At 74.4% G+C, this 12,257-nt stretch carries 9 protein-coding genes; 5 read left to right on the top strand and 4 right to left on the bottom strand.

The window, feature by feature from the left end:
- On the bottom strand, window positions 1-1,390 hold a 1,390-nt coding region (locus tag ACWCYO_RS31740), incomplete at its 3' end, for a PspC domain-containing protein (protein WP_449786130.1).
- Between the two features lie 265 nt (window positions 1,391-1,655).
- Here ACWCYO_RS31740 and ACWCYO_RS31735 point away from each other — a divergent pair.
- The 3 genes from ACWCYO_RS31735 to pcrA all read left to right on the top strand — a co-directional run bounded on the left by ACWCYO_RS31735 (window position 1,656) and on the right by pcrA (window position 6,423).
- The gene (locus tag ACWCYO_RS31735; RefSeq protein ID WP_270151196.1) at window positions 1,656-3,002 is read left to right on the top strand and encodes an ATP-binding protein; all 1,347 of its coding nucleotides are present in this window, start codon (window positions 1,656-1,658) and stop codon (window positions 3,000-3,002) included.
- Window positions 2,995-3,672: a LuxR C-terminal-related transcriptional regulator gene (locus tag ACWCYO_RS31730; RefSeq protein WP_270146514.1), complete on the top strand. Its 678-nt coding sequence runs from the start codon at window positions 2,995-2,997 to the stop codon at window positions 3,670-3,672. The genes ACWCYO_RS31735 and ACWCYO_RS31730 overlap by 8 nt, the downstream gene beginning before the upstream one ends.
- Window positions 3,673-3,753: 81 nt before the next feature.
- Window positions 3,754-6,423, top strand: coding sequence for a DNA helicase PcrA (gene pcrA / locus ACWCYO_RS31725; protein ID WP_270146515.1), 2,670 nt, complete (start codon window positions 3,754-3,756; stop codon window positions 6,421-6,423).
- A gap of 10 nt (window positions 6,424-6,433) precedes the next feature.
- Here the strand turns inward: pcrA and ACWCYO_RS31720 are convergent, their stop codons facing one another.
- A complete protein-coding gene (locus ACWCYO_RS31720; protein ID WP_449786129.1) occupies window positions 6,434-7,228 on the bottom strand; it encodes a M23 family metallopeptidase in 795 nt (264 codons plus the stop codon).
- 344 nt (window positions 7,229-7,572) lie between these two features.
- On the opposite strand from ACWCYO_RS31720, the gene ACWCYO_RS31715 reads away from it, so the two are divergent.
- Complete coding sequence (locus ACWCYO_RS31715; protein WP_270146517.1) at window positions 7,573-7,980, top strand: cobalamin B12-binding domain-containing protein; 408 nt, start codon at window positions 7,573-7,575, stop codon at window positions 7,978-7,980.
- Between the two features lie 56 nt (window positions 7,981-8,036).
- Here the strand turns inward: ACWCYO_RS31715 and ACWCYO_RS31710 are convergent, their stop codons facing one another.
- Together ACWCYO_RS31710 and ACWCYO_RS31705 are read right to left on the bottom strand one after the other, a co-directional pair.
- Window positions 8,037-9,638 carry a DUF5691 domain-containing protein gene (locus tag ACWCYO_RS31710; protein WP_270146518.1) on the bottom strand — a complete coding sequence of 534 codons (1,602 nt, stop codon included), beginning with the start codon at window positions 9,636-9,638 and terminating at the stop codon, window positions 8,037-8,039.
- An 11-nt stretch (window positions 9,639-9,649) separates the two neighbouring features.
- Complete coding sequence (locus ACWCYO_RS31705) at window positions 9,650-10,963, bottom strand: SWIM zinc finger family protein (protein ID WP_270146519.1); 1,314 nt, start codon at window positions 10,961-10,963, stop codon at window positions 9,650-9,652.
- Window positions 10,964-11,130: 167 nt separating this feature from the next.
- Between ACWCYO_RS31705 and ACWCYO_RS31700 the strand changes: the two genes are divergently transcribed.
- On the top strand, window positions 11,131-12,257 hold a 1,127-nt coding region (locus ACWCYO_RS31700; protein ID WP_449786128.1), incomplete at its 3' end, for an ATP-binding protein.

Below are 12,257 nucleotides of genomic sequence, written 5' to 3'. Positions count from 1 at the left end.
TGGACGGCCGGCCGTCCACCGGGTTGAGCTGGTAGACGTGCCGTCCGGTGCCGTCGTTGCGGTCGCCGGGGACGGTGACGTTGCCCAGGCCGACCCGGGTCACCAGGTTCACCGTGACGTCCGGCGGCAGGGTGACCACCAGCTCGCCGGCGCCCAGGTCGACCTTGGTGCTGAGGGTGGTCCCGGCGGGGTCGAGCCCGGACAGGTCCAGCCGGATGTCGCCGGCACCGAGGTTGTAGCGGTCCTTCAGGTCGGCGGCCGAGCCGACCGTCCAGGAGCGGTCGCCGACGGCGTCCTGCACGGTGTGCGGCGCGTGGCCGGTGAAGGCCAGCGCCAGGGTGGTCAGCAGGCCCAGCGCCGCGAGCTTGCGTGCCTTGCCGAACTTCGCGGCCAGCAGCAGGGTCAGCCCGATCACCAGCAGCCCGGTCGCCAGCATCACGGTGCTCAGCTTGGTGACGTCGGTGTGGCCGGCCGAGGCGGACCAGACCGCGGTGGCCGCGCCGATCGCCAGCAGGAAGCCGAAGAAGCCGAGCGGCGAGCGCTCCCTCGGGTGCCGGACGGCGGCCGGCTCCCGGCGGCGCTCCGGGCGCTCCTTGCGCAGCGGGTCGCCCTCCGGCAGGTCGGTGCGCTGCCACCAGGCCTGGGTCGGGCCGCCGGGCGGCGGCACCTTGGTGCCTCCCCCAGCCTCCGGCCGGGGGGACCCCCATGCGGGCGTGGGGCCGGCCGGGTCGGCGGCACCGTACGGGTTGCGCTCGGGGTGGCGGGGGTCCCACAGGTAGCCGCTCGGGCCGGGGGCGGGGGAGTCGGCGGGGACGGTCCCGGCGGCGCGGTCGGCGGCGTGCCGGGCCCGGGCGGCCTCGTCCTGCGGCCAGCCGTGGCCCTCGGACTCGGGGAAGTGCCGGTCGTACGGGCCGCCGTGGCGGCGCCCGCGGCCCCGGCCGCGGCGGCGCTCCGGGTCGTAGCGCACCGCCAGGAAGACCAGGCCGCCGAGCAGCAGCAGCGGGAACAGCTGGTCGCCGTCGCCCATCGAGGAGAAGAACACCCCGGTGCCGATCACGGTCAGCAGCACCGCGCCGACCGACTGGCCGTCGACCCGGCCGGTCAGCACCCGCTGGAGCTCGGTGCGCCCGCCGCGGCCCTTGCCGTCCGCGCCGTCCTCGGTCGGGACGATCAGCCAGGCCAGGCCGTACAGGAAGAGCCCGAGGCCGCCGGAGAGGCAGAGCACCACGGTGACCACCCGGAACACCACCGGGTCGATGTCCAGGTGCCGCCCGAGGCCGCCGCAGACGCCGGCCACCACGCGGTGGTGCTCCGTCCTGGTCAGCGGCGGGCGTTCCGGTGCCGGCGGGGCGGCGGGCCCGGCCTCCTGGATGCGGTGGTCCTCGGTCATGGGCACCATCCTTGCGGCAGCGGGCGGGCGGGCCCAACCGGGTACGGCCCTGCCCGTACCCTGACTCGTCCCTGATAAGGGTGTGGGGGACACACCCTGATGCGCCCGCAGGCGCCCGCGTGGAACCATCGGTGGCGTGGCAGCACCCGGTACCGATCCCCGCCCCCTCGCCCCCGACGCCGCGGCGTCGGCGGGCGCCGACCCGAACGTGCCCGACGGCGGGCGCCCGCCCTACCGCCGGCTCTACCGCAGCCCGCAGGGGCGGATGCTGGGCGGCGTGGCGCACGGCCTCGCGGTGCACCTCGGGCTGCCGGTCCGCTGGGTGCGGCTGGCCTTCGTGCTGCTGTTCTTCGCGCAGGGGATCGGCGCGCTGCTGTACGCGGCGTTCTGGTTCGTGGTGCCGATCGGCATCGGCGAACCCTCCCAGCGCGGCGGCACCCACTGGGTGAACGTCAACGGCGTCTACGTCCCGACCTCGCCCTGGCTGCGGCCGGGCACGCCGCTGACCAAGCCCCGCGGCGGCTGGATCGGCCGACTGCGCGTCCTGCTCCAGCACGCCCTCCAGGGCGAGCCGGTAATGGCGGCGCCCGCCGTCGGGGACGACGCCGAGGCCGGGAAACGGCCCGCCGCCAAGACCGGGCAGGGCGGCATCGGGCAGCTCGCCGCCCTGGTCATGGTCGTGATCGGCCTGATCGCCCTGCTGAACGTGCTCGGCTGGCAGACCGCCAAGCCGTACACCTGGCCGCTGCTCGCGATCGGCGTCGGCGTCGCGCTGGTCTGGCGGCAGGCCGACGACTCGCGCTGGCAGCGCTGGTTCGGCATCGAGGAGGGCGAGCGGCGGCGCGGCGCGTACACCCGGGTCGGCGCCGGCGTGCTGCTCGCGGTGGCCGGCACCATCGCGCTGCTCGCGATGCAGGGCAGCGGCTCCACCCTCGGCTCGGTGATCGAGGCCTCGATCGCGGTGCTGGCCGGCGTGCTGGTGCTGCTCGGCCCGTACGGCCTGCGGCTGTGGCAGGACCTCGGCGCCGAGCGCACCGCCCGCATCCGCGCCCAGGAGCGCGCCGAGATCGCCGCGCACATCCACGACTCGGTGCTGCACACCCTGACCCTGATCCAGCGTCGGGCCGAGGACCCCAAGGAGGTGCTGCGCCTCGCCCGCTCCCAGGAGCGCGAGCTGCGGCTGTGGCTGTACCGCCCGGAGGCCGCCGCCGAGTCCGCGCCGGACACCATGGCGGAGACCCTGCGGGCCGCCGTCGCCGAGGTCGAGGACCGGCACGGCGTCCCGGTCGAGCTGGTGATCGTCGGCGACTGCCCGATGGACGAGGGGATCGCGGCACAGATGCAGGCCGCGAGGGAGGCGACCGTCAACGCGGCCAAGTACGGTGGCGGGGGACCGGTCCAGGTCTACGCCGAGGTGGAGGGGAGGACGGTGTCGGTGTTCGTCCGCGACCACGGCCCCGGCTTCGACCCCGACACGGTGCCCGAGGACCGGATGGGCGTACGGGAGTCGATCATCGGCCGGATGAAGCGCCACGGCGGCACCGCTCGGGTGCGGCCGGCGGCGGGCGGCGGCACCGAGGTCGAGCTGGAGATGGAGAGAACGAATGACTGAGGCAGCGCCGGAGCGCACGGCCAGGGTCGTCCTGGTGGACGACCACCGGATGTTCCGGACGGGGGTCCGGGCCGAGATCGGCCGCACCGAGGTGACCGGCATCGACGTGGTGGGCGAGGCCGACGACGTGGACTCGGCGGTCCGCGTGGTCGCCGAGACCAGGCCGGACGTGGTGCTGCTCGACGTCCACCTGCCCGGGGGCGGCGGCGTCGAGGTGCTGCGCCGCTCGGTCGGCGTGATGGGCGAGCAGGGAGGGGTGAAGTTCCTGGCGCTGTCCGTCTCGGACGCCGCCGAGGACGTGATCGGCGTCATCCGCGGCGGCGCCCGCGGCTACGTCACCAAGACCATCACCGGCACCGACCTGGTCGACGCGATCTTCCGGATCGCCGACGGCGACGCCGTCTTCTCGCCCCGGCTGGCCGGCTTCGTGCTGGACGCCTTCGCCGCCACCGACACCCCCCCGGTGGACGAGGACCTGGACCGCCTCACCCAGCGCGAGCGCGAGGTGCTGCGGCTGATCGCCCGCGGCTACGCCTACAAGGAGATCGCCAAACAGCTCTTCATCTCGGTGAAGACCGTCGAGAGCCACGTCTCCGCCGTCCTGCGCAAGCTCCAGCTCAGCAACCGCCACGAACTCACCCGCTGGGCCACCGCCCGCCGCCTGGTCTGAGGCCGCGCCCTCGAACCCGTCCGGTCGGATCCGTCCGGCCGGACGGGCTTGTCCGCGGGTGGCCATAGACTCGTCAGTGCCATGAGTAGCCTCTTTGACGACCTCCCGCTCCCCGGTTTCGAGGCACCCGCCGCCGGGTCGAAGCAGCCCGCCGCGCCCGCCGACGCGATCGACGAGGAGCCCCCGCCGTACGAGGACGAGGTTCCGTACGACGCGTACGAGGAGGCGATCCCGGAGGGGCTGTTCCACACCGACCATGCCGCCGAGGCCGAGCGGGACGCCTGGTACCGCAACGGCGCCGCCCGGACGGTGGTGGACCCGGCGCAGCTGCTGGAGGGGATGAACGACCCGCAGCGCGAGGCCGTGCTGCACGCCGGCTCGCCACTGCTGATCGTGGCCGGCGCCGGCTCCGGCAAGACCCGGGTGCTGACCCACCGGATCGCCCACCTGCTGGGCGCCCGCGGGGTGCAGCCGGGCGAGATCCTGGCGATCACCTTCACCAACAAGGCGGCCGGCGAGATGCGCGAGCGCGTCGAGGCGCTGGTCGGCCCGCGCGCCCGGGCGATGTGGGTGTCCACCTTCCACAGCGCCTGCGTGCGGATCCTGCGCCGCGAGTCCAAGGTGCTGGGCTTCACCTCCAGCTTCTCGATCTACGACTCGGCCGACTCGCAGCGGCTGATGTCGCTGGTCTGCCGCGACCTCGACCTGGACCCGAAGCAGTTCCCGCCGAAGTCCTTCACGGCGAAGATCAGCAACCTGAAGAACGAGCTGATCGACGAGGAGACCTTCGCCGACCAGGCCGCCAACCCGATGGAGAAGAAGCTCGCCGAGGCGTACGCGCTCTACCAGCGGCGGCTGCGCGAGGCCAACGCGCTCGACTTCGACGACATCATCATGACGACGGTGAACCTGCTGCAGGCCTTCCCGGACGTCGCCGAGCACTACCGCCGCCGGTTCCGGCACATCCTGGTCGACGAGTACCAGGACACCAACCACGCCCAGTACACCCTGGTGCGCGAGCTGACCGGCGGCTCGGTGGCCGACGCCCCCAGGCGCACCGTCGACGGCGAGCCGGTGAACCCGGCCGCCGGGCGGCTGGCCGAGGTGCCGCCGGCCGAACTGTGCGTGGTCGGTGACGCGGACCAGTCGATCTACGCCTTCCGCGGCGCGACCATCCGCAACATCCTCCAGTTCGAGGAGGACTACCCGAACGCGACCACGATCCTGCTGGAGCAGAACTACCGCTCCACCCAGACCATCCTGAGCGCCGCCAACGCCGTCATCGAGCGCAACGCCAACCGCCGCGAGAAGAAGCTCTGGACGGCCGGCGAGCACGGCGAGAAGGTCATCGGCTACGTCGCGGACGACGAGCACGGCGAGGCCCAGTTCATCGCCGACGAGATCGACCGGCTCACCGACAAGGGCGAGGCCAGGCCCGGCGACGTCGCGATCTTCTACCGCACCAACGCCCAGTCCCGCGTGTTCGAGGAGGTGTTCATCCGGGTCGGCCTGCCGTACAAGGTGGTCGGCGGGGTGCGCTTCTACGAGCGCAAGGAGGTCCGGGACGTCCTGGCGTACCTGCGGGTGCTGTCCAATCCGGAGGACACCGTGCCGCTGCGCCGGATCCTCAACGTGCCCAAGCGCGGCATCGGCGAGCGGGCCGAGGCGATGATCGACGCGCTGGCCGCGCGGGAGCGGATCTCCTTCGCCCAGGCGCTGGTGCGGGTGGACGAGGCGTACGGGATGGCCGCGCGCTCGGCCAACGCCGTCAAGAAGTTCAACACCCTGATGGCCGGGCTGCGCCAGGTCGTCGAGTCGGGCGCGGGCCCGGCGGCGGTGCTGGAGGCCGTCCTGGAGGAGACCGGCTACCTGGCCGAACTCCAGGCCTCCACCGACCCGCAGGACGAGACCCGGGTGGAGAACCTGCAGGAGCTCGCCTCGGTGGCGCTGGAGTACGAGCAGGACCCGGGCGAGCGGCCGGACGCCGGGGAGGACGGCGCACCGCCGGTCGGCTCGCTGGCCGACTTCCTGGAGCGGGTCGCGCTGGTCGCCGACTCCGATCAGCTCCCGGATGCGAAGCAGTACGGGACAGAAGGAGGAAGTCCCGATGAGGACGAGGACGGGCAGGGCGTCATCACGATGATGACCCTGCACACCGCCAAGGGCCTGGAGTTCCCGGTGGTCTTCCTGACCGGCATGGAGGACGGGATCTTTCCGCACATGCGGGCGCTCAACCAGGTCAAGGAGCTGGAGGAGGAGCGTCGGCTCGCCTACGTGGGGCTCACCCGGGCCCGCGAGCGGCTCTACCTGACCCGCTCGGTACTGCGCAGCGCCTGGGGGCAGCCGGCCTACAACCCGGCCTCGCGCTTCCTGGAGGAGATCCCGGAGACGCTGGTCGAGTGGAAGCGGACGGGGGCGGCGCAGGCGCCGGTCCAGCGCGGCTTCTCCTCGGGCTCGTCCTGGGGCAAGTCCTCGTCCGGGGGCGGGAGTTCACGCTCCGCTGGGTCCTCGGCGGCGTCGGCGGCAATGCCGAAGGCGGGCTGGGGTCAGTCGGCCCGGCGCACCGGCAGGATGGTGGATCGCGAGGTCGCCGCGCTCGCGGTCGGCGACCGGGTCACCCACGACACCTTCGGGCTGGGCACGGTGGTGGGCGTGACGGGCGTCGGCGACAACGCGCAGGCCGAGGTGGACTTCGGCTCCGGCGGCCGCAAGCGGCTGGTCCTGCGCTACGCGCCGGTCGAGAAGCTCTGACCTTCCCCGGTCAGCGCGGGTCCAGCCCGTTCGAGAGGAACCAGGGCAGCGGGTCGACCGGCCCGCCGCCCGGCGGTCGGATCTCGAAGTGCAGGTGCGGCCCGGTGCTGTTGCCGCTGCTGCCGACGAACGCGATCACGTCGCCCTGCTTCACCGGCCCCTTGCGGACCTTGTACGCCCGCAGGTGGCACATCCAGGCCTCGGTGCCGTCCGGCATCTTGAGTATCGACATGTAGCCGTAGAACGGGTTCCACTGCGTCCGGATCGTGCCGTCGGTGACGGCGTACACCTCGGACCCGCCGTCCACCGGGAAGTCGATGCCGGTGTGCCGGTTCATCCAGTGGGTGCCGGCCGCGCCGAACAGCTCGCCGAGGCCGTGCTGGGCCACCGGCATGACCACCTTGGGTTTGGCCGGTTCGGCGGTCGGCTGCGCGGTCGGGGTGGCGGTGGGCTGGGCGGCGGACAACGGCTGACGGGCGTCGCCGCGCGAGGCCTGGGCGGCCTGGTCGGCGTCGGCGGCCTGCTGGGCGGCCTGCCGGGCGGCCGTGCGGTCGGGGGCGTCGGCCGCCGACGCCTGTGGCGGCACCTGGTGGGCCTGCTCCTGGACCACCGTGATCCCCGCCGCCCCGGCGACCCCGAGCGCGGCCACCGACGGGACGGCGACCCGGAACAGCGCGGCTCGGGTGGCGGCCCTGGCGACCCTGGCGGCACCGCGGCGCTGGGCGCGGGACTGCTCGCGGGACTGCTCGCGGGCGGCGAGGCGCAGCTCCGCACGGGTCGGACGGGCGGCTGCTTCGGGAGCCATCGGGGGCTGCCTCCTCGGTGGGCCTCGGGCACGTCATCTTGTGAGGTGAACAGCGGTGACTGTAGTCCCACGCCCGACACCCCGGAAAAACCGCCGGATGTCAAGGGGGCGCTCGGGGAGCCGCGCAGTGGCTGTACGGGAGGTCCGCGGACGGGTATACCGACTGGTAGCAAGGCCTGCGGCTGTGACTTTGCCCTCCTCTTGGGAGGCGGCTCGGCCAACCGGGCCGGGTGGCGCTAATCTCCCCTCAGGTTGGTTGGTTATCGAGCGTTAACCGCGTTAACCGCACCCGTGGGCCCACGAGGTCCGGTCGGATGATGGACGACGAGGTCCAGGAGGCAGTGATGAGTGTGTCGGGGCCGATCCGTGTGGTGGTCGCCAAGCCGGGGCTCGACGGTCACGACCGTGGCGCCAAGGTCATCGCGCGCGCCCTGCGCGACGCCGGCATGGAGGTCATCTACACCGGGCTGCACCAGACGCCCGAGCAGGTGGTCGACACCGCGATCCAGGAGGACGCGGACGGCATCGGGCTGTCGATCCTCTCCGGCGCCCACATGACGCTGTGCGCGCGGGTGCTGGAGCTGTTGAAGGAGCGCGACGCGGCGGACATCAAGGTCTTCTGCGGCGGGATCATCCCGGACGAGGACATCGCCGAGCTCAAGGCGATGGGCGTCGCGGACATCTTCACCCCGGGCACGCCCACCCGGGACGTGGTGGCGTGGGTCGAGGCCAACCTGCGCGCCGCGGGCTGATCATCGACATCCGCTGAGCGGGCCGGTCCGTCGTGGACCGGCCCGCTCGGTCGTTCTCAGCCGGCCAGTTCGGCGAGCATCGCGGCTCGGAAGCGCAGCGTCCCGGCCAGCCGGGCGAAGGTCTCCGACCAGGCGGAGTCCGGGGAGGCTCCGGCGGCCAGCTCCTCCACCGCGTCGGCCGTCTCCGGGGCGAGCGCGCGTTCCGTCATCCCGAGCACCCCGCTGTGGCTCCACGGGTACGCGCCGGAGGCCGCGGCCCGGGCCAGCGCCGTCACCACCGCGGTGGACAGCGGTGGCGTCCACGGGGTCGCGCAGGCGCCGAGCAGCTGGAATGCGTCGCCCAGGCCGTGCACCTCGATGAAGGCGGCCGTCCAGGCGGCCCGTTCCTCGGGCGGGAGGACGGCCAGCAGCTTGGACGGGGCACCGGTGACGCGCGCGCCCCGGGCCCGGCCGGCGCCGCGGCTCGGCGGGACGGGCGCCGGGCCGAGCAGCGCCCGGGCCCAGTCGGCGTCGTGCTGGCGCACGGCGGCGCGCGCCCAGGCCTCGCGCAGGTCGTCGGCCCAGCTGCTGCTGGTCTCGTCCACGCTGTCGCCGACCCGCAGGGCGAGCAACTGCTCGGGTGTCAGCCCGGTGCTCTCCGGCCAGACCGCCAGCGGCGTGGCGGCCACCACCTCGCCGAACCACCAGGCCCGTTCGCCGCGCCCGGTGGGGGACTTGGGGGCGATGCCGTCGCGCTGCATCCGCTCGTCGCACTCGGCGGGCGGGGTGACCAGCAGGTGGGTGCCGCTGTCGGCGAGCCGGACGGCGACCCGCGCCCGCTCGGCCATCCGCTGGGCCAGCGCCGAACCGGGCAGGCTGGAGAGCAGTTCGGCGGCGGTGGCGCGGACGTTCTTGCTGCGGTCGCCCAGGGCGGCCTCCAGGAACGGTTCGTCGGCGGGGGAGAGGCCGTCCTGCAGGGCGTCCAGGAAGAGCAGCCGGTCCTCGGCGCGCTCGGTGGACCAGGTGCTGCGCAGCAGCTCCAGCCCGGCGGCCGGGTCGCGGCGGCGCAGCAGGGTCAGGTGGGTGACCCGCTCGGCGAACAGGCCCTCGTGCCACAGCCGGTGATCGGTCGGGTCGCCCGGCTGGTGGTCCGGCTCGGGGGCGGTGGTGCGCAGCACGAACCGCCAGTCCGGGTTCTGCGAGGCCAGCCAGCGGCCCAGCGGACCGGCCAACGCGACGGCGTCGCCGCGCAGTTCGCTGCGCGCACGGGCGGCGTCGAGCAGCCCGGGTATCAGCGCGGCGGGCGGCCGCCGGCCCTCGAGCCGGGCGCTGGTGAGCCACTGCGGCAGCAGCTCGGCCAGGTTGGCCAGCGTGCCGCCACCGTTGCCGCCGGTGCGCCCGGCGAGCAGGACGGCCAGCCGGCGGGCGGCGGCCTCCGGCATCTCCGGGCGGGGGTCCTCGGGCGCGGGCGGCCCGGGCGGCTCGGTGGCCGGTACGGGCAGGGCGCCGGCCCGGCGGCGGACGGTGGCCAGCGCGGCCAGCTCCAGCAGGGCGGTGGCCGGGTCGGAGGTATCCACGGCGTCGGCCAGCGGCAGCCCGGTGGCCGGGAGCGGGCGCCGGTCGGTGCCGAGCAGGGCGCTGGTCCGCAGGGTCTCCCACGGGTCCTGGGTGATCGTCATCGTGGCTTCTCCTATGCGGATGTGAGGCCGACCGGGCGGTGTTCGGCGGTCCAGGCGGTGACCGGGGCGAAGCCCTGGTGGCCGTACTCGCCGAAGACCGTCAGCGGGCGGCCGGTGGAGACCGCGACCAGCCGCCACAGCGCCGCCTCCGGGACGGCCGAGGGGCGGATCGGGACGGTGTGGTGGCCGTCCGTCAGGTACCAGCCGTCCGGGGTGCGGACCGGGATGACTCCGGCGAGCACCGTCGGCCAGCTGTCCAGCCACGGGTCGTCGGCCACCGCGGTGCCGTACCCGGCGACCGCCTCGGCGACGGTGAGTCCGGCGGGCGGGGCGGCCGGGCCGGGTTCGGGGGCGCCGTAGCGGGTGCCGAGCGCGGCGCGCAGCGGGCGGGCGCCGGGGTGGTAGGCGAGTTCGGCCTCCAGCAGGTGGCCGGTGGGCAGGGCGAGGTCAGGGGCCTGGCCGGGGCGGCCGAAGGCGAGCAGCAGGGCGGGGCGGCCGGTCTTGGCGCCGCGCAGCCAGACCCGGCGGGTGGTGAGCCGGTCGTCGGCACCCCCTTCCATCGGCACGGTCCGACTGCCGAGCACCAACCAGCGGTCCCGGACGGTCGGTCCGGCGAGCACCTCGGCCGCGTCCAGGGTGTAGCCGACCCGGGCGCGGACGGTGGCGGCCAGTTCGGGCGGCAGCTGTTCGATCCGGGTGGCGGCGGTGGCGAGCAGGTGGAGCATCGCGTACTCCGCCAGCAGCCGCTCCTCCGGCAGGGTGTCCAACTCCCGTACCCGGCTGGCCAGTCCGGGCGCCTGGGCGTCGACCATCCGGGCCGCGACCTCCTCCCAGGGGCCTGCCGTGGACTGGTCGGCGAGGCCGTGCCGGATCCGGTCGGCCAGCCGCAACCGCAGCTCGGCCGCGCCGGCCGCGACCCGGGCGCCGCGCCGTTCGGCCCGGCGGCGGGCGGCCTCCGGATCGGCCGGGGGCGCCGCGCGCCTCTCGGCGCGCTCCCGGCGGGTCCGGAGCCACTCGGCCGCCCAGTCGGCGGGCTCGCCGGCCGGTACGGCCCCGGGGGCGCCGCTCCACAGCAGGAGGAGCCCGAGCGCGTGCTTGCACGGGAACTTCCGGCTGGGGCAGCTGCACTGGTAGGCGGGCGTGGCGAGTTCGACCACGGTGCGGTACGGCGTGCGGCCGCTGCCCTGGCACTCGCCCCAGAGCGCGATCCCGTCGGTGCCCGTCCCGGACCAGGGCGCGGGCGAGGACAGCTTGCCCGCGGCCTTCCGCGACGCGGCGTCAGGTGCCAGGGACAGGATGTGTTCGGTGCTCCAGCGTTCCTCCATGCGACCGACGGTAGGCGGGGGTACTGACATCGGCTGACTGTCCGTCCGGCGTTGTCAGTACCCCCGTGCAAGGTGGTTCCCACAGGCCGGGACGCCGACCTGGCTCCCCCCGTTCTCTTTGCCGCCCGGGCACCCGTGCACCCGGCGGCCGACCCGAAGGAGCCCCCATGACCGACGTTCTGCGGCAGCACGCCGAGGACGCCTTCGCCGGCGAACTGGCCGCACTGGCCGCGCAGGACGACCGTCCCCGCCCCGAGCGCTGGAAGCTCTCGCCGTGGGCCGTGGCGACGTACCTGCTCGGGGGTGAGCTGCCCGACGGCACCCGGATCACCCCCAAGTACATCGGCCCGCGCCGGGTCGTCGAGGTCGCCGTCACCACCCTGGCGACGGACCGCGCGCTGCTGCTGCTCGGCGTGCCCGGCACCGCGAAGACCTGGGTGTCCGAGCACCTGGCCGCCGCGATCAGCGGTGACTCCACGCTGCTGGTGCAGGGCACCGCCGGCACCCCCGAGGAGGCCGTCCGGTACGGCTGGAACTACGCCCAGCTGCTCACCCACGGCCCCAGCCGGGACGCCCTGGTGCCCTCGCCGCTGATGCGGGCGATGGCGGACGGCAAGCTCGCCCGGATCGAGGAGCTCACCCGGATCCCGGCCGACGTGCAGGACAGCCTGATCACCATCCTGTCCGAGAAGACGCTGCCGGTACCGGAGTTGGGCAGCGAGACCCAGGCCGTGCGCGGCTTCAACGTGATCGCCACCGCCAACGACCGCGACCGCGGCGTCAACGAGCTGTCCAGCGCGCTGCGCCGCCGCTTCAACACCGTGGTGCTGCCGCTGCCGGGCTCGCTGGACGAGGAGGTCGACATCGTCACCCGCCGGGTCAACCAGCTCGGCCGCTCCCTCGACCTGCCCGAACTGCCGGGCGGCGCCGAGGAGATCAGGCGGGTGGTGACGGTCTTCCGCGAGCTGCGGGCCGGCCTCACCGTGGACGGCCAGACGAAGGTCAAGACCCCGAGCGGCACCCTCTCCACCGCCGAGGCGATCTCGGTGGTGACCAACGGCCTGGCCCTGGCCACCCACTTCGGCGACGGTGTGCTGCGCGCCGGGGACGTGACGGCCGGCATCCTCGGCGCGGTCGTCCGCGACCCGGTGGCGGACCGGGCGGTGTGGCGCGAGTACGTCGAAGGGGTGGTGCGCGAGCGCGACGGCTGGAAGGACTTCTACCGCGCGGCCCGCGAGGTGGGGGAGGGAGTGAGCGGAGCGAGCGAACCGTCGAGAGGTGCCGGTTGTGCCGT

Source organism: Kitasatospora sp. NPDC001683 (assembly GCF_053596495.1).
The sequence above is the reverse complement of the archived record's forward strand: the minus strand, read 5'-3'. Positions and strand labels throughout refer to the sequence as shown.

Coding starts and splice junctions, on each gene's coding strand:
- ACWCYO_RS31735 (WP_270151196.1), top strand. CDS start 1,656: ATGCTGGGCGGCGTGGCGCACGGCCTCGCGGTGCACCTCGGGCTGCCG.
- ACWCYO_RS31730 (WP_270146514.1), top strand. CDS start 2,995: ATGACTGAGGCAGCGCCGGAGCGCACGGCCAGGGTCGTCCTGGTGGAC.
- pcrA (WP_270146515.1), top strand. CDS start 3,754: ATGAGTAGCCTCTTTGACGACCTCCCGCTCCCCGGTTTCGAGGCACCC.
- ACWCYO_RS31720 (WP_449786129.1), bottom strand. CDS start 7,228: ATGGCTCCCGAAGCAGCCGCCCGTCCGACCCGTGCGGAGCTGCGCCTC.
- ACWCYO_RS31715 (WP_270146517.1), top strand. CDS start 7,573: ATGAGTGTGTCGGGGCCGATCCGTGTGGTGGTCGCCAAGCCGGGGCTC.
- ACWCYO_RS31710 (WP_270146518.1), bottom strand. CDS start 9,638: ATGACGATCACCCAGGACCCGTGGGAGACCCTGCGGACCAGCGCCCTG.
- ACWCYO_RS31705 (WP_270146519.1), bottom strand. CDS start 10,963: ATGGAGGAACGCTGGAGCACCGAACACATCCTGTCCCTGGCACCTGAC.